The sequence below is a fragment of the Streptosporangium sp. NPDC004631 genome (assembly GCF_053601935.1).
The window spans coordinates 62,216-79,001 of record NZ_JBSGCR010000021.1; the positions used below are offsets into that span (position 1 = coordinate 62,216).

The 16,786-nt window shown below is 71.1% G+C and carries 13 protein-coding genes and 1 CRISPR repeat array; of the genes, 9 read left to right on the top strand and 4 right to left on the bottom strand.

Features of this window, described 5'->3' with window-relative positions:
- Positions 1-137 precede the first annotated feature (137 nt).
- The 5 genes from ACWEF2_RS21080 (at position 138) to ACWEF2_RS21100 (ending at position 5,473) form a co-directional block, all read left to right on the top strand.
- Entirely contained in the window at positions 138-506 is a 369-nt protein-coding gene (locus ACWEF2_RS21080; protein WP_355594477.1) for a DUF488 domain-containing protein, read from the top strand.
- A gap of 428 nt (positions 507-934) precedes the next feature.
- A complete protein-coding gene (locus ACWEF2_RS21085) occupies positions 935-2,242 on the top strand; it encodes an ArgE/DapE family deacylase (RefSeq protein ID WP_453817577.1) in 1,308 nt (435 codons plus the stop codon).
- The gene (locus tag ACWEF2_RS21090; RefSeq protein ID WP_453817579.1) at positions 2,239-3,111 is read left to right on the top strand and encodes a FadR/GntR family transcriptional regulator; all 873 of its coding nucleotides are present in this window, start codon (positions 2,239-2,241) and stop codon (positions 3,109-3,111) included. Before ACWEF2_RS21085 ends, ACWEF2_RS21090 begins: the two co-directional genes overlap by 4 nt.
- 54 nt (positions 3,112-3,165) lie before the next feature.
- Positions 3,166-3,984: an alpha/beta fold hydrolase gene (locus ACWEF2_RS21095; protein ID WP_453817581.1), complete on the top strand. Its 819-nt coding sequence runs from the start codon at positions 3,166-3,168 to the stop codon at positions 3,982-3,984.
- Between the two features lie 16 nt (positions 3,985-4,000).
- Positions 4,001-5,473 (top strand): APC family permease, encoded by a 1,473-nt coding sequence (locus ACWEF2_RS21100; RefSeq protein ID WP_453817583.1) that lies wholly within the window; start codon positions 4,001-4,003, stop codon positions 5,471-5,473.
- 174 nt (positions 5,474-5,647) lie between these two features.
- Here ACWEF2_RS21100 and ACWEF2_RS21105 read toward each other — a convergent pair whose 3' ends face one another.
- Positions 5,648-7,936: an FdhF/YdeP family oxidoreductase gene (locus tag ACWEF2_RS21105; RefSeq protein ID WP_453817584.1), complete on the bottom strand. Its 2,289-nt coding sequence runs from the start codon at positions 7,934-7,936 to the stop codon at positions 5,648-5,650.
- A 307-nt stretch (positions 7,937-8,243) separates the two neighbouring features.
- On the opposite strand from ACWEF2_RS21105, the gene ACWEF2_RS21110 reads away from it, so the two are divergent.
- The 4 genes from ACWEF2_RS21110 (at position 8,244) to ACWEF2_RS21125 (ending at position 13,061) form a co-directional block, all read left to right on the top strand.
- The gene (locus tag ACWEF2_RS21110; protein ID WP_453817586.1) at positions 8,244-9,185 is read left to right on the top strand and encodes an aKG-HExxH-type peptide beta-hydroxylase; all 942 of its coding nucleotides are present in this window, start codon (positions 8,244-8,246) and stop codon (positions 9,183-9,185) included.
- A gap of 5 nt (positions 9,186-9,190) precedes the next feature.
- Entirely contained in the window at positions 9,191-10,588 is a 1,398-nt protein-coding gene (locus tag ACWEF2_RS21115) for a M16 family metallopeptidase (RefSeq protein WP_453817662.1), read from the top strand.
- Positions 10,585-11,931 (top strand): M16 family metallopeptidase, encoded by a 1,347-nt coding sequence (locus ACWEF2_RS21120; RefSeq protein ID WP_453817588.1) that lies wholly within the window; start codon positions 10,585-10,587, stop codon positions 11,929-11,931. Before ACWEF2_RS21115 ends, ACWEF2_RS21120 begins: the two co-directional genes overlap by 4 nt.
- A 113-nt stretch (positions 11,932-12,044) precedes the next feature.
- Positions 12,045-13,061, top strand: coding sequence for a LuxR C-terminal-related transcriptional regulator (locus ACWEF2_RS21125; protein WP_453817590.1), 1,017 nt, complete (start codon positions 12,045-12,047; stop codon positions 13,059-13,061).
- Positions 13,062-13,173: 112 nt separating this feature from the next.
- On the opposite strand, the gene ACWEF2_RS21130 is transcribed toward ACWEF2_RS21125, so the two are convergent.
- The 3 genes from ACWEF2_RS21130 to ACWEF2_RS21140 all read right to left on the bottom strand — a co-directional run bounded on the left by ACWEF2_RS21130 (position 13,174) and on the right by ACWEF2_RS21140 (position 16,668).
- Positions 13,174-13,455: a hypothetical protein gene (locus tag ACWEF2_RS21130; protein ID WP_453817592.1), complete on the bottom strand. Its 282-nt coding sequence runs from the start codon at positions 13,453-13,455 to the stop codon at positions 13,174-13,176.
- A 522-nt stretch (positions 13,456-13,977) separates the two neighbouring features.
- A CRISPR array of direct repeats spans positions 13,978-14,665; the repeat unit is 30 nt; unit sequence GTTGCGACCCCTCGTAGGGGCGATGAGAAC.
- 156 nt (positions 14,666-14,821) lie between these two features.
- Positions 14,822-15,364, bottom strand: coding sequence for a GNAT family N-acetyltransferase (locus ACWEF2_RS21135; RefSeq protein WP_453817594.1), 543 nt, complete (start codon positions 15,362-15,364; stop codon positions 14,822-14,824).
- A complete protein-coding gene (locus ACWEF2_RS21140) occupies positions 15,361-16,668 on the bottom strand; it encodes a helix-turn-helix domain-containing protein (protein WP_453817596.1) in 1,308 nt (435 codons plus the stop codon). Before ACWEF2_RS21140 ends, ACWEF2_RS21135 begins: the two co-directional genes overlap by 4 nt.
- Positions 16,669-16,786: the final 118 nt, after the last annotated feature.

Sequence of the window (16,786 nt, forward strand, 5' to 3'; positions counted from 1 at the left end):
GAAACCGGGGCCGCGCCGCACCCGGCCCCCCGATCACGCCCCGGTGCCGACGTGTGGCGCGGACGGCACGTGGTCGCACCCGCCTCACGGCGTGCGGGCCCTGGGTAGGCGCGGGAGATCCTGGGTAGGCAGGCAAGATGGGGGACATCATCATCAGCCGGGCGTACGGTACGGAGCCGACCGAGGGGGCGGTGTTTCTTGTCGACGGGATCTGGCCTCGCGGTGTCCGCAAGGAGGATCTCAAGCTCGCGGGATGGGCGCGTGACGTCGCCCCCTCGCCGGAACTGCGGCTCTGGTTCGGGCACCGCCCGGAGCGTTTCGACGAGTTCCGCCTCCGCTACCGGCGGGAACTGGACGGGAAACCGGACGCGGTGCGCCCGCTGCTGGAGGCCGCGCGACAGGGGCCGGTCACCCTCCTGTACGGGGCGAAGGACACCGAGCACAACAACGCCGTGGTGCTGAGGGAGTTTCTCCGGGATCGGCTCACGGCGAGCGCCCGGCGCTGAATCCCGGCGGGGTCTCCGGCACCCGTCCGCCGCCTCGCCCCACCGTCGGCACGGGTGAGACACCGACGTCACGGGGGGACATCCGGTGATGCCGCCGGCCCGCGGGATACCCGCGCAACCGGCCCCACCGCCGCTCATATCGCCACCCACGTCCCCGGACCGCCACCGGACCGTCACCGGGGCGCGAGCCGATCACCGACGGCGGATGGTTTTCCCCTTTCCCGGCCCGTGTGGACCCCTGCCCCGGCCCGTGGGGACTCCGTGCCGCCCTGCGGGGCCGCCGCGGGGGGATCGCGCGGACTCGGGGCCGGGGTCGAAGGCGGCTCGTCGGCCGATGTCGAAGTCCGCGGCCGAGACATCTTGACGTCCGTTCCCGGCCCATGGATTAATAGCCTGAACTTTGGACCATTTAGCGAGACGGGGTTTCCATGAGGGGCGCGCTCTCCGAGCGGGACGTAACACGGGTCGACGACGCCGTCACCCGGCACGCCGAAGACGCGTTCGGCTTCCTGGAGCGCCTGGTCGCGGCGCCGAGCACCGTCGGTCAGGAGGCCGGGGCGCAGGAGGTGGTCGCCGAGGAGCTCGTCCGTCTCGGCTTCGAGGTGCGCCGCGTCCCGATCCCCGCCTCGATCACCGACGACCCCGCCTCGGGTGTGCCGCAGATCCCCTACACCGGCCGGCACGACGTCTACGGCGCCACCGGTGGTGACGGCACTCCGAGGCTGCTGCTAAACGGGCACATCGACGTGGTGCCCGCCCAGGACGCCGACCTGTGGGGATCCTCCCCCTTCGTGCCCGTCCGGCGCGACGGCTGGCTGTACGGCCGGGGCGCGGGCGACATGAAAAGCGGGTTCGCGATGGCCGCCCTCGCGATCGACGGGTTACGGCGGGCCGGAGTCGGCCTGCCGGGGCCGCTCGGTTTCCTCAGCGTGGTGGAGGAGGAGTGCACCGGCCACGGGACGCTCGCCGCCGGACGTGCCGGCATCCTGGGCGACAACGTGCTGCTCATGGAGCCCACCGGTCTCGACATCCTGGTGGCCGGGATCGGGATTCTCTGGATCGACGTCGAGGTGGGGTCGGCGGGCGGTCACGCCGAGGTGGCCGACCGCTCCGGCAACCCGGTCGCCTCCCTCATCCTGCTCCTCGACGCCCTGCGCCGTTTCGAGCACCGGCTGAACGAGGAGACCGCCGACCCGGTGTTCGCCTCGATCACCCACCCCTACAACATCAACATCGGCAAGGTGTCCTCGGGCGACTGGACGTCGAGTGTTCCCGCCCGCGCCCGGGCGTCGGTCCGGATCGGATTCCCCCGGTCCTGGTCACCGGCGCGCGCCGAGGAGACGGTGCGCGAGGCGATCCTCCGGGAGGCGAAGGCCGACCCCTGGCTCGCCGAGCACCCGCCGACCGTCCGCCCCTCGGGCTTCCGGGCCGAGGGCTACTCCCTGGACCCCGGCCACCCCCTCGTCACCGCGGTCGCCACCGCGCACCGGGCCGCGCACGGCACCGCCCCGCGCGCCTACGCGATCGGGTCCACGACCGACGCCCGCTTCTACCTCAACCAGTTCGGCCGCCCCGCCCTCTGTTACGGACCGAACGTGCGCAACATGCACGGTGTGGACGAGGCCGTGGAGCTCGCGAGCATCGTCGCGGGTGCCCGTACCCTCGCCCGCCTCATCCCCACCCTGCTGTCGGAGGACACCCGCCTCCGGCACCACGAGCGTGAGGACGCCCAGTGACCACGACCGACTCCCCCACCCCGCCCGGCGGCCCCTCCGCCGGGCTCTCCGGATCCTCCGAGGCGCCGGCGACCGGGGACCTGTTCGCCGAGATCTTCGTCGAGGCCGAGCCGACGGGCATCGACGCGCTGCTGCAGCCCCTGGACATGCCCTCGGCCGGGGAGCGGATCGCCGACCGGCTCGTCACCGCGATCGCCCTGGGCGGTTTCGTGCCCGGTCAGCGCCTGCCCAGCGAACGCGAACTCTCGGCGATGCTCGGGGTGAGCCGCTCGTCGGTCCGGGAGGCGATCCAGCGCCTGGCCGCGGAGGGCTACGTGACCGTACGGCGGGGCCGCACCGGGGGCGCCTTCGTCGCCACGGCCTGGGGCCCGAACTCGCCGCAGAAGATCCGCAGGACACTGCTGCCGACCTGGCGGTCGATGGAGGAGATGCTCGACTGCCGCGCCTGCGTGGAGGAGATGATCGCCGGGGTGGCGGCCCGCCGCAGGACCGACGAGGACGTGGCCGCCATCGAGGGCGCGCTCAGGGCGTACCGCGAGGCCGGTGACGACCGGGAGGCGTCCCGCGCCGCCGACGAGGCCCTCCACCTGGCGATCGCCCGGTCCACCCACAACCCCTACCTGGTGAAGCTGAGTCAGCGCATGCGGGACGCGGTCAACCTCGGTTTCCGGAGCGAACCGTACAACCTCGACCTCCGCCGGGCCGCGCTGGACCAGCACGCCGCGCTGGCGGAGGCGATCATCGAGGGACGTGACCAGGCTGCGGGCACCATCGCGGCCCAGCACTTCACGCTGACCACCGAGTCCACGCTCCGCGACCTCGTCGCGCGGATCCGCGACGAGGAGCCCCACCCGGGTGAACCCACCTGAGATCACCCGCCCGACACCTCCGACCACCATCCGGCCCGACAGAAAGGAATCCCCGTGCCAGTTGCGGCGGTCAACGACATTGAGATCAACTACCGGCTCGAAGGAGACGGGCCCGAGACCGTCGTCCTGGTCAACGGCCTGGCCGACGACCTGACGACCTGGGACTACCAGGTCCCGGCTCTCCTTGAGGCGGGCTACCGTGTCCTGCGTTTCGACAACCGGGGCGTGGGCCGGACGAGCAAGCCGGCCGGCGCCTACACCAGCCGGATGCTCGCCGACGACACCAAGGCGCTCGTCGACCGTCTCGGCGTCACGGACTTCCACCTGATGGGCACCTCGATGGGTGGCATGATCGCCCAGGAGTACGCCATCAACCACGGCGCCGACCTGCGATCCCTCGTGCTGTCGTGCACCTACGCCGAACCGGGCCCCTTCTGCTCCCGCCTGTTCAAGGGGTGGGAGGAGCTCGCGCCGGTGAAGGGCGTGCCGTTCATCATGCGCGAGGTGACGCTCTGGGCGTTCACCCAGGACTTCTTCGAGACCCGTCCCGCGGATCTCGCGGACTTCGAGACCGAGATGGCCGCCATGCCCTGGCCGGTCGAGGCCTATCTGTCCCAGCTGAACGTCATCCAGCGGCACGACACGACGGACCGGCTGCCGGGGATCACCGTCCCGACGCTGGTGCAGGCCGGTGAGGAGGACATCCTCATCCCGGTCAGACTCTCCCGCCGGCTGTGCGAGGCCATCCCGGACGCCGAGTGGACGACCACTCGCGGGGGTCACGCATGTCTGTGGGAGCACCCCCAGGAGTTCAACGCCGCACTCCTCCAGTTCCTCAACAAGCACCGCCGCGCCGACTCACCGGCCGGATGAAGCAGGGAGCACCACCTTGTCACAGCAACAGACCCTCGAAAACGAGGAGGAGTTCGAGCACCGCAAGCTCGGTCTCCTGGGGGTGATGATGCCGGGCCTGGCGCAGGTCGGCCCGTTCTTCAACATCCTTTTCAGCACGGTACTGGTAGCCGGACTGGTGGGGGTGTCCACTCCGCTAGTCTATCTCATCGCCATGTTCGGGATCGGCGCGACCGCTAACACCTTCGCGCAGTTTTCCCGTAAATATCCAAGTTCAGGGTCCTTTATCACCTTCATCACCCGAGCCCTGGGCGCGCCCATGGGCGTGGTGGCCGGGGTGGTGGCCCTGCTCGGCTACATCATCGCCTTCGGCGGCATCTACGTCTTCGTCGGCGACTACATCCGCGAGAACATCCTGGGCGGCCCGCAGTTCAGCGGGGCGACGGCGCTCATCACGATCGGCTACGGCGTGATCGTGCTTCTGCCGGCGATCCTCGGGCTGAAGTTCGGCATGCGCACCACGATCGCGCTCTACATCGTGGAGATCGTGGTGCTGGCCGTCTTCATCATCGGCGTCCTCGTCCAGGGTGGGAAGAACGGCCTCAGCCTGCTGCCCTTCACCCTGGACGGGGTCACCGACCCGAAGACGCTGGCCCTGGCGCTCTCGCTCACCGTGCTCGCCTACGGCGGCTTCGAGGCGGCGGCGCCCTTCGCCGAGGAGACCGCGAACCCCCGGCGGAACGTGCCGATCGCGCTGCTCTCCAACGTGTTCGTGAGCGGTCTGGTCTACGTGCTCGGCTCCTACGCCCTGGTGATCGCCTTCGGCACGGACAACATCGACGCGATGACCAAGGACGCCAACCCGTTCGTGACCGCGAGCCACGTCTTCGTGCCGTTCATCGCGGTGATCGTCACCTGGGTGTTCATGTCGAGCATCACCAGCTCCTACATCGCCGCCAACCTGGAGACCTCCCGAGTGATCTTCGGTGGTGCCCGGGGCGGCCTGTGGTGGCGCGGTCTCGCGCGGCTGCACCCGAGGTTCAACACACCCTGGATCGCGGCCATCGCGTTCGTGGTGCCCAGTGTCGCGATCGGGGCGCTGTCCACCCTGTTCACCGACTCGGGTACCGCCTCCAGCTTCCTCGGCACCTACGGGACCATCGGCTTCCTGCTGATGTACGTGATGACCAACATCGCACTCGTGGTGGAGTGGTTCAAGGACCGCCGGGCCGGCGAACGGGGCCATGTGTTCACACGGCTCATCTCCCCGATCGTCGGTGTCGCCGTGCTCGCCATCCCCTTCTGGGGAGACTTCCAGCCGGGCCAGGACGCGCCCTACAGCTACCTGCCCCTGCTGACGGTCGCGCTGATCCTGGTCGGCGTGGTCTACATGCTGGTGCTGCGCAGCCGCCGCCCCGAGGTCATGGCCCGCGCGGCCGACCTGCTCGTCGGCGAGACCGACGACGCCGGCGACGGGAGGGGGCCCGGCACCGCCCGGACGGCGGGCTGACCCTTCCCCGGCGGCCTCGTCCGCCGGGGTGACGGGCCTCGCCGGAGGAACGACGGTGCGGCCGTGCGGGAACCCCCCGCACGGCCGCACCGCTTCTCGCACGCGGGCCGCCACCGGCCCGGAAAGGTCGTCCTCCGCCTCCCGCGACGACTCCGGGCCTCGCCGCCGGGGAGGTCAGCCGCCGGCCGGGGCGCGGCGGCTGAGCCTGACCACCACGCTCTTGGAGGTGGGGGTGTTGGAGGTCTCCGCGACCGAGTCCAGCGGCACGAGCACGTTGGTCTCCGGGAAGTACGCCGCGCAGCACCCGCGCGCCGTCGGGTAGGCGATGACGCGGAACGCCTCGGCCAGGCGTTCCCCGTCGGGCCACTCGCCGACCAGGTCCACCGTGTCCCCGTCGGCCAGGTCGCGCTCGGCCAGGTCGTCGGGGTGGACGAAGACGACGCGGCGTCCCCCCTTCACCCCCCGGTAGCGGTCGTCCATGCCGTAGATCGTGGTGTTGTACTGGTCGTGGCTGCGGACCGTCTGGAGCAGCAGCCGTCCCGGCGGGACGCGGAGCACCTCCAGCTCGTTGACGGTGAAGTTGGCCCTGCCCGTCGCGGTCGGGAAGCGCCGCTCGTCGCGGGGGGCGTTCGGCAGGGCGAACCCCCCGGGTGCGCGGACGCGGGCGTTGAAGTCGTCGAACCCGGGCACCACGCGGGCGATGCGGTCGCGGATCGCGTCGTAGTCGTGCTCGAACTCCTCCCACGGCACGTGGGGGTCGGTGCCGAAGATCTCGCGGGCCAGCCGGGAGACGATCGCCACCTCAGGCAGCAGGTCGGCGGAGGCGGGCTTGAGCCGGCCCCGGGAGGCGTGGACCAGCCCCATGGAGTCCTCGACCGTGACGAACCTGTCGCCGTCGCGCTCGGTGCGCCCCAGCGTCGGGAGGATCAGCGCCTCCGCGCCGCAGACGGCGTGGGAGCGGTTCAGCTTGGTCGACACCTGCACCGTCAGCCGGGCGCGCCGCATCGCCGCCTCCGTCACCGCCGTGTCGGGCGTGGCGGACACGAAGTTGCCGCCCATCGCGAGGAACACCTTCGCGTCCCCGGAGCGCAGCGCCCTGATCGCCTCCACGGTGTCCATGCCGTGGCGGCGGGGCGGTTCGAATCCGAATTCGTCGCGGAGCGCGTCGAGGAAGTCCTCCGACGGTTTCTCGTAGATGCCCATGGTCCGGTCGCCCTGGACGTTGGAGTGTCCCCGCACCGGACAGACCCCGGCGCCCGGCCTGCCCACGTTCCCGCGCAGCAGCAGGAAGTTGACCACCTCCCGGATGGTGGCGACGGAGTTCTTGTGCTGGGTGAGGCCCATCGCCCAGCACACGATCACCGATCGCGCCCCGAGCACGTCCCGCACCGTCTCCTCGATCGCGGGCCGGTCCAGCCCGGTCGCCTCCTCGACGTCCGCCCAGTCGAGGTCGCGGACGCTCTTCTCCCAGTCGTCGAAGCCGTGGGTGTGGGTCTCGACGAACTCCCGGTCGACCACCGTGCCGGGCGCCCGGTCCTCGGCCTCCAGCAGCAGCCGCGACAGGGCCTGAAAGAGCGCCAGGTCACCGTTGAGCCGGATCTGCAGGAACCGGTCGGCCAGCGTGGTGCCGGATCCCACCATCCCGGAGGGCCGCTGCGGGTTCTTGAAGCGGAGCAGCCCGGCCTCGGGCAGCGGGTTGACCGCGATGATCCGCGCCCCGTTCCGCTTGGCCCGTTCCAGCGCCGACAGCATGCGCGGGTGGTTGGTGCCGGGGTTCTGGCCGACCACGAAGACGAGGTCGGCCTGGTGCAGGTCCTCCAGCGACACCGTGCCCTTGCCGATGCCCAGGGTCTGGGTGAGCGCCGAGCCGCTGGACTCGTGGCACATGTTGGAGCAGTCCGGCAGGTTGTTCGTGCCGAAGCGGCGCACCAGGAGCTGGTAGGCGAACGCCGCCTCGTTCGAGGTGCGGCCGGAGGTGTAGAAGAGCGCCTCGTCCGGGTCGGCGAGCGCGCGCAGTTCCCGGGAGACGATGGCGAACGCCTCCTGCCAGGTCACCGGTACGTAGTGGTCGGATCCGGCCGGCTTGTGCATCGGCTCGGTGAGCCGCCCCTGCTGGCCCAGCCAGTAGTCGGTGCGCGCCGCCAGTTCGTCCACGGAGTGCCGGGCGAAGAAGTCACGGGTGATCCTGCGGGTGGTGGCCTCCTCGGCCACCGCCTTCGCGCCGTTCTCGCAGAACTCCGCCGGGCTGCGGTGCTCCCCCTCGGGCCAGGCACAACCCGGACAGTCGAAGCCGTCCTTCTGGTTGACGCGGGCCAGGGTCAGGAGTGTACGGCCCGCGCCCATCTGGGCGTAGGACATCAGCAGCGACCGGGTCACCGCCGGGACACCCGCCGCCCACTCCTTGGGCGGGCCGACCTCCAGGCCGTCCTCGGTGACGTCCTCGCGCGGAGCCTTCCTGGCCATCCCGGCACCTCTCTCCCGATCACGTGTGCTCGTAGCCCGCCCGGTTGGACAGGCGGTCGTGGCACACTCCGGCCCGATCCTCACCGGGTACCGGTGTCCTGTCCACGGCGCGGCCGCGGAAGCCCGCCACCACACGCCCTCTTTCCGCCACCTTGAAGTCTTTCATGTTGAAGTGACAGGTAGGCGAGGGGTATGGCCGGTTCTGTCCCGGAGGTGCGGACGGCAGGAACTGACCACTTCCTGGGCCGGCGCCGACCGGGAAAACTGGGTGGGAGATCATCCACTCCAGCGGTCGCAAAGGGGCGTCATGTCAACGGGAACGTCGATCGACCTGCACGGCCAGATCACCCTCTTCGAAGCCGATCCGCATGCCGTCCGGCGTCTCACCGAGATCTACAGCCACGACCTCGCCCAGAAGCTGTGCGCGCACCTCGGCGTGGGGTGCCCGCCGATACGGTGGCTGCACCCGAGGACGGTCCGGGCGGCGCGGGCCGTCAGTCGAGCGGGTGCGGACCAGGCGGGCCTGGACGTCTCCGAGATCATGTCGGACCTGGAGCGGGGCCGCCTCGCCGTCCCCCCGCGGGAGCATCTGGCGGCGGGCACGCTGCAGGCGTGGTGCCACGAGGGCCTGGCGAGCCTGGCGCGGGACGTCGGGAAGGTGGACGACAGCTACACCCTCAGGCCGGCCGAGGGGCCCATCGCCCCGGTCCGGGCGCGCGTCGAGGAGGCCGCGGGCGTCCTCCGCAGGGTCTGGCCGGAGGCCGCCGCCGAGTTGGACACGCTGGTCCGTGTGATCGTCTACGTCGACGGGGCCGGATTCCGGTCCGCGACACTCCGCGAGACGTTCGGCGCGGTGTACGCCGGGGCCGGCTTCCTGGACAGCGTCCCCGCCTGCTTCGAGATGCTGCTCCACGAGTCGGGGCACCACTCGCTGTACCTGCGCAACGCCTTCACCGTGTTCGTCACGAACACCGCCGAGGTGGCGGCCCATCCGCTGCGACCCGACCCCCGGCCCATCGGCGGGATCGCCCACGCCGCGCACGTGCTCGCCCGGATGGCGACGGGCCTGGACCGATGGTGCCGCGAGCCCGGCGCGCCCGAGGAGGCTCGGCGGCGCCGCGAGGACGCCCTCGACCGGCTCTCGCAGACCCTGCGGGTCCTCGGCGACCGGGCCCGCTGGACGCCCGCCGGGGAGCGCTACTTCGCCGAGCTGCTGGCCCGCGAGACCGCCCTGCGGTCCGGGGCGTGACGCGGATGCCGGCCCGGGAGCTCGCCGCGGTCCCCCGCGCCGGTTACCGGATCGAGCGCTTCACGCTCGGCAACGGCCTGCGCGTGGTGCTCGCGCCGGAGGACGGCTCCCCCGTGGTCGGGGTCGCCGTCGTGTACGGCGTGGGCATCCGCTCGGAACCGGAGGGCCGCACCGGCTTCGCCCACCTCTTCGAGCACCTCATGTTCCAGGGCTCGGCGAACCTAGATAAACTCGCGCACTTCCGGCACGTGCAGGGAGCCGGTGGCACCTTCAACGGTTCCACCCACCTGGACTACACCGAGTACGTCCAGACGATGCCCGCCCACGCGCTGGAACGCGTGCTGTTCCTGGAGGCCGACCGCATGCGCGGGCCCCGGCTCACCCCGGAGAACCTGCGCAACCAGGTCGACGTGGTCAAGGAGGAGATCCGGGTGAACATCCTCGGCCGGCCCTACGGCGGCTTCCCCTGGCTGAGGCTCCCGCCGGTGATGTTCGACACCTTCCCCAACGCGCACGACGGCTACGGCTCCTTCGAGGACCTGGAGGCGGCCGGGGTGGAGGAGGCCGCGGAGTTCTTCGACCGGTACTACGCCTGCGGGAACGCCGTGCTGAGCCTCACCGGCGGATTCTCCCCCGAGGTGGCGCGGCGGATGGTGGAGCGGCACTTCGGCGACGTTCCCGCCCGCCCCGCCCCGCCCAGACCCGACCTGTCCGAGCCCGACCTGTCCGGACGCCCCCCGCACCGGCCCGGCCCTCCCGACCCCTGCCGGCCGGAGGCCCGGCTGTCCGGACCCGGCCGGCCCGGCCTCGCGGGCGGGCGCCACCGCTCCTACGTGGACGAGGCCGCGCCGACGCCGATGGTCGCCGCCGCCTGGCGGGTGCCGGATCCGGTCGCCGACCTCGCCGGCTACCTGCCGTACGTGGTCCTGGCCGAGGTGCTCACCGACGGGGTCTCCTCCCGGCTGGTCGAACGGCTCATCCTCAAGGACCGCCTCGCCACCGGCGTCAGCGGCTACATGGGCTTCATGGGCGACGCCTTCGACGCGTACGATCCCACGGTGCTGCTCCTCCAGGCGAACCTGCCCGCCGGGGGATCGGCGGAGCGTGCGCTGAAGGCGGCGGACGAGGAACTTGACCGGCTCGCCGACGGCGGGCTCCCGGAGGGCGAGCTGGCACGGGTGCGGGCGCGGATGATCACGCTCCTGCTGCGCCAGGGCGACGCGGTGATCCACAGAGGGGTGCGAATGGCCGTACTGGAACTGCAGCGCGGTAACCCCGCCCTGCTCAACGAGCTGCCCGCGCTGCTCACCTCGGTGACCGCCGACCAGGTCACGGCCGCCGCCGCCCGGCTGCGCCCGCACCGGCGGGCCTCGATCGAGGTCGTCGCGGGGAGGCGGGGATGAGCGCCGACGCGAACGGGCACGGGCACGTCCTTCCCGACCTCGGCCCCGCGGCCCCGCTCGCCCTGCCCGCCCGGGCGGAGACGGTGCTTCCCTGCGGGCTGACCGTCGTGGCGATCGCCCGGCGCACCGCGCCCCTGGTGGAGCTGCGCCTCTGGGTGCCGATGGCCCTGGTGGACGTCGCGGCCGGCGCCCTGCTGGCCCAGACGCTGTTCTCCGGCACGGGCACCCGGTCCGCCACCGAGATCGCCGTGGAACTGCAGGCCGCCGGAGGCACGCTCGGCGGCAGGGCCGACCCCGACCGCTGGCTGGTCAGCGGCCACTGCCTGGCCTCCAGGCTGGACCGGCTGCTGGAGGTGCTGGCGGATGTGCTCGGCGACGCCGTCTACCCCGAGTACGAGGTCTCCGTCGAGCGGGGAAGGCTCGCCGACCGGGTGCGGGTGGCGCTGAGCCAGCCGTCGCACGTGGCAAGGGCCGAGCTGCTGAAACGGCTCTACGGTGATCATCCGTACGCGGTGGAGACCCCGGGGCCCGAGCGGGTGAACGCGGTCACCGCCGAGGAGGTGCGGACCCTGCACGGGCGGCGGATGTGCCCCGGCGGCGCCACCCTGGTGCTGGTCGGCGACCTGGACCCGGACGACGCCGTCGAGCTCGTGGGCCGCCGGCTGGGCCGGTGGACCGGGAGCTGCGGGGACACCCGGATGCCGGCCGCCCCGCCGCCGTCGCCCGGACCGCTGCTGCTGATGGACCGGCCGGGCGCGGTGCAGTCGTCGATGCGGCTCGCGCTGCCCGCCCCGGTCCGCGACCATCCGGACAACGCCCCCCTGCAACTCGCGAACCTGATCTTCGGTGGTTACTTCTGCTCCCGCTGGATGGAGAACCTCCGCGAGGACAAGGGCTACTCGTACGGGCCCAGCTCGGTGATCGACCACTCGCTCGGCGGGTCGGCCGTGATGCTCTCGGCCAACGTGGCCACCGAGGTGACCGCGCCCGCGCTGGTGGAGACCCTCTACGAGCTGGGGCGGATCGCCGCGCTGCCGCCGAGCCCCGAGGAGGTCGAGCGGGCGCGGCGGTACGCCGTCGGCACCCTGCAGGTGGGGATGGCCACCCAGGCGGGGCTGGCCGGTCTGGCCGGGACGCTGGCCGGGTTCGGGCTACGGCTGGACTATCTGGCGCTGCACGCCGAACGGCTGGCCTCGGCGACGGTCGAGGACGTGCACCGGGTCGCCGTGACCTATCTGGGGCCGGGCCACGCCTCGGGAGTGGTGCTCGGCGACATCGAGCGGATCGGGCGGGGTATCGCGGCGGTCACCCCGGTCGAGATCAGGCAGGGATCACCTATCTAATAGCGAATTATTTTAACATGAAATGACATAGTCGGAATTTTCTCCATTGAAACTTGAGTGAGGCTGATTGGATCGATTACATTCTGAGGACGCCATGATCCTTTGGGAGCGCGATGTTCGAGGCACTGGGACTCAGCCATCTCGCTGAATCCGTGTATCTGACGATGCTTGAGTTTCCCGAGGCCGGTGTGGAGGACCTCGGTCGCGTTCTCCGCCTCGACGACGGACAGGTCCGCGAGGCGCTCAACGACCTGGCACGCATGTCCCTGCTGCGTACGCCGCCGTCCGGCGCGCCGGCGTCCGGCACCCAGCCCCCGCGGCCGGTCAGCCCGGAGGTCGGCCTGTCGATGCTGCTGGCCCGCCGCCACGCCGAGGTGGCCCGCCACCAGCAGGAGATCGAGGAGAGCAGGGCCGCCTTCGAGGCGCTGCTGGCCAAACACGCCGAGTCCCGGCCGAAGAGCCCGGGGACTGAGGTGCGGCGGGTGGAGGGCATCGAGGCGATCCGGGCCCGGCTGCGCGAGCTGGCGGACTCCTGCGTGTGGGAGGCGTGCTCGTTCATGCCGGACGGCGCGCAGTCGGCGGCGAGCCTGGAGGCCAGCAGGGCCCTGGACGCCGAGGCGATCGCCCGGGGCGTGCGGCTGCGGACGGTCTACCTGGACAGCGTCCGCAACGACCAGCCGACCCTGGAGTACGCCCAGTGGCTCACCGAGCTGGGGAGCGAGGTGCGGACCACGCCGACGCTGCCGGTGCGGATGCTCATCGTCGACCGGCGGCTGGCGATGGTACCGGTCGACAACGACGACAGCGCCTCCCTGGCCCTGGAGATCTCCAGCCCCGGCGTGCTCAGCGGGCTGGTCGCGCTGTTCAACTCCGTGTGGAAGAACGCCGTCTCGCTGGGCTCGGCGCGGCGGCGCGACGACGAGGGCCTGTCCGCCCAGGAACGGCAGGTGCTCCAGCTGCTGGGCGAGGGCCACACCGACGAGATGATCGCGCGGAGGCTGGGGGTGTCGGTGCGCACGGCCCGCCGGATCGCCTCGAACCTGCTCTCCCGCCTGGACGCGCAGAGCCGTTTCCAGGCCGGCGCACGGGCCGTCGCCCGGGGTTGGATCGCTCCCGACGACCTCCGCTGACCGCAAACGGTGGCCGGCACACCGCCTCCGGTCGCGGTGGATCGCTCCCGGCGACCTCCGCCGACCCCGCGTGACCCGGAGCCGGGCCGGGGCGCCGGGGGCCCGGCCCGCGTCAGGCGGTGTGGATCGAGGTCACCGCCCACTCCCCGGCCCGCTCCCCCACCGGAGCGAGCGTCATCATCGCCCTGCGGCTCAGCTCCTCGGCGAGGAGCTCCGCGTCCTCGCGGCTGTGCCCCTGCACGTAGAGGGAGAGGACGGTCCGGCCGGGGCGGGTGCTCAGGTAGGCGTGTTCGAGGTGGCCGACCATCCCCGCGCTCCGCCCGAGCGCCCGGTGCAGCTCGTCGGCGACGACCTCCCAGCCCGGGGTGTCGACGGCGACGGAGACGAGATACACGGCCGCGCCCTACGAGACGGCTGCCGGCCGCCGCGCCACGACGTGGAAGAGGGTCCTCATCACCCCTACGAGGGGTCGCAACCGGTGCCCCGGATTGGCGCACCGCTTGTTCTTGTCGGGGTCCTCATCACCCCTACGAGGGGTCGCAACCCCTTCACCCGGCCCGGGGCGGGCACGACGCGGTGGGTCCTCATCACCCCTACGAGGGGTCGCAACGCCAGGAGCACACGGACCCAGCCGACAAGCGCGGAGGTCCTCATCACCCCTACGAGGGGTCGCAACGCCTGGATGCTCGTGCCGGTCGGGGCGGGCATCTCGGGGTCCTCATCACCCCTACGAGGGGACGCAACGGTGGGGCCCGTCCGGCGGTGCCCCGGCCATCGCTTTCTTCTCCTTCGAACTTGATCTTCACACTCGAAGGATCATGCGATGGTCGTCTTCATTTCACGACGCCACGCCTATCACCAGCGAAAACTCGTATATCATCCCCGTGGACTCAACCCGCCGGACCCTCCTGGAGCCGTTGCGACCCCTCGTAGGGGCGATGAGAACTCCGTGAGCTGCTCGAACAGGGATTGATTACGCGTTGCGACCCCTCGTAGGGGCGATGAGAACGGCCAGCATTTCCGGAGGGGCGGTACCCGTCACCGTGTTGCGACCCCTCGTAGGGGCGATGAGAACGGGACCCCAATCCCCACCCCACCGAACAGCAGTCACGTTGCGACCCCTCGTAGGGGCGATGAGAACACGCCGTACCTCACCGCCGGTATCCGCACCATGCCGTTGCGACCCCTCGTAGGGGCGATGAGAACCATGTCTGCTCAGCTGCCGTCGTATCAGCTCATCGTGTTGCGACCCCTCGTAGGGGCGATGAGAACGCGGCGATCTCAGCCCCGCCGACGTGGCTTCCCTGCTGTTGCGACCCCTCGTAGGGGCGATGAGAACGACTACGGCCCTGGGGCGCTGTTGCCGTCGCTCACGTTGCGACCCCTCGTAGGGGCGATGAGAACCGCGAGCGGGTCGCCTCCCGCCTGTCCGACGGCGCCGGTTGCGACCCCTCGTAGGGGCGATGAGAACGGGCGACGAGCTCAAAGACATCCCTGCCTACCACGCGTTGCGACCCCTCGTAGGGGCGATGAGAACGCGTCACCAATCGGTCGGCCGATCTTCGTCGCGGCTGGTTGCGACCCCTCGTAGGGGCGATGAGAACCCCAGGGTAAAGACGCAGGTTGATTGGCGCAACAGTGCGGGCCGGAGGCGGTGTTTTGCAGTGAACCTCCGGTTGTGCGGAAAACCCCGGGGTTCGCTGCAAAAGCATGATCGAAAAGCTCTTGTCCATGAGGGGCACGGCGCGTCGGGGAGCACCTTATGCCGGGGGTGGCGTCTTCAGCACGAGCGCGTCGGAGGTTCCCGAGTCGGGGGCGGGCCGTACGGTGCCGACCACCTGCCAGCCCCAGCGCCGGTACATGGCGTGAGCCGGAGCGTCCGGGTGGGCCAGCAGGACCGCGTACGGCGCGGCCCGGTCCGTCAGCAGGTCTTCGAGCAGCCGCCGACCGATCCCCCGCCCCCGATAGGCGGCGTGAACCCCCAACTCGATCACGGCGAACTTCTCGGCGGCGACGACATTCGCCGGTCCCGGGCTGGCATCCCCTCCCCACCATCGTCCGGCGGGGAAGGGCAGTCCGAACGCGAACCCGGCCAAGGCGGGACCGTCGTGCGCCGAGACCAGGGTGAACCCGTCACGCCGGACCTGACCGGCCGTGCGGTGGATGAATCGTTCTCGGGCGTACAGCGGCCCGGACAGGTACGGCGGCTCGGCGTGGATCTCCTCGTACAGGTCGACGTACGGGCCACTCAGCACCTCGGCAGCCCAATCCCCGATCGCCCTGTTGACGACGATCTGATTCACGTAACCGCCCTGGGCAGCACGAGCCCTGCCCGGTAGTCCCGCACCACCTCACGGGCCCGCTCCTGCGCGGGTACGGCGTCGGCGACCATCGAAGCGGTCTGAACCACCCACTGGGAGACGTTGGAGCCAAGATCCGCCATGATGCGGCGAGCGTGCTCCAGCCCGTCTGCGACGTCCCCGTTCCGCACAGCGGACATCGCCCCGTGCAGCCGTAGCTGAGCCTCTCCCCGAGGCACACCGGATGGGTGGGCCTGGAGCGCCTCGCGCTGAGCCTGTTCGGCGGCCGGATGTGCCGACAGAGTGTAGACAAGAGAACGGGTATGCAGCAGCCTGCGCTCCGTCCAGCCGTCCGGTGACAGCTCGTCGGCCGTGACCTGGTCGGGAAGGGCGTCGAACACGCGGGCCAGCCGGTCCAGACTGCTCTGTGCGCCGACGTGGTCGCCCAGCAGGGTCAACACTTGAGCCCGGGTGGCGAACGCCCTCGCGGTGGCCAAGATCGGGCGCCCCTGCGTCAGAGCGAGGGCGTCGTCCAGGCGAGAGAGCAGCAGCGCCGGTGGCCGCCCCTCGTAGAACCCCTGAATCACCTCGCCACAGTCCACCATGGCGACGGCCTCGTTATCACTGGTCTGCTGAGCAGCACGCCGTGCCGTCGCCCACCAGGTCCAGGACTCCTGGCGCTTCCCGGCCTGGCCGAGCACGGTGGCCAGCAGAAACGTCAGGCGAGCGTTGACCCGTGCCCACCGGGACAACTCGTCGCCGGGGGCTCCCGCCACGGCCTTCTGGAAAGCGAGCAGGTCCAGCGACAGGTCCGCGACCAACGAGACGGGAGCGCGGGAGGGGAGCTGCAGGCCGTACTCCCAGGCCCGTTCCTCCCATTCGGCGATATCGGGTGCGCCCACCCGGTGATCGATGACGGCGCGGAGCTGGTCAAGCCCCTCCACCGGTGGCACCACCGCTGACGCGCCCAGCGCGGCGAGTCCCGCGAGGAGGGTTCGGCGTATGTGATCCATGCTGTCAGCATCCGTCACCGCCGGGCTTCCCGCCACCGCCGCAGCCGCCTGCCTGGTGACAATCGCGTGCAGCGCGACCAGGACGCCTCCGGCGTTCAGGTAGGTGTCGAGGCGGCGTACGGCGTCGGCGGGTGCGGGACGAACGCCGCGCTCCCAGCGGGCCAGCAGGGAGTAGTCCACCAGGACCTTGCCGCCCACCTCCCGCAGGGGCGTGCCGGACACCTCCCGGTAGTGATGCAGCACCGCGCCGAACAGGTGCAACGGCGACCGTGCGGGGTCGATGGAATGGGACACGACAACCTCCTGGCGTGATGGTCGACGTGGTCAAGCGCCTTGACCAAGCGATGTTCCTGGATGACCCCCCGGTTGGCCTCCACTATGACACGCGGAAGCCTATTGGTCACAGAGAGTT

Excerpts from the sequence above, each read along its gene's own strand:
- ACWEF2_RS21120 (WP_453817588.1), top strand. The coding sequence starts at position 10,585 with ATGAGCGCCGACGCGAACGGGCACGGGCACGTCCTTCCCGACCTCGGC.
- ACWEF2_RS21115 (WP_453817662.1), top strand. The coding sequence starts at position 9,191 with ATGCCGGCCCGGGAGCTCGCCGCGGTCCCCCGCGCCGGTTACCGGATC.
- ACWEF2_RS21085 (WP_453817577.1), top strand. The coding sequence starts at position 935 with ATGAGGGGCGCGCTCTCCGAGCGGGACGTAACACGGGTCGACGACGCC.
- ACWEF2_RS21105 (WP_453817584.1), bottom strand. The coding sequence starts at position 7,936 with ATGGCCAGGAAGGCTCCGCGCGAGGACGTCACCGAGGACGGCCTGGAG.
- ACWEF2_RS21080 (WP_355594477.1), top strand. The coding sequence starts at position 138 with ATGGGGGACATCATCATCAGCCGGGCGTACGGTACGGAGCCGACCGAG.
- ACWEF2_RS21125 (WP_453817590.1), top strand. The coding sequence starts at position 12,045 with ATGTTCGAGGCACTGGGACTCAGCCATCTCGCTGAATCCGTGTATCTG.
- ACWEF2_RS21110 (WP_453817586.1), top strand. The coding sequence starts at position 8,244 with ATGTCAACGGGAACGTCGATCGACCTGCACGGCCAGATCACCCTCTTC.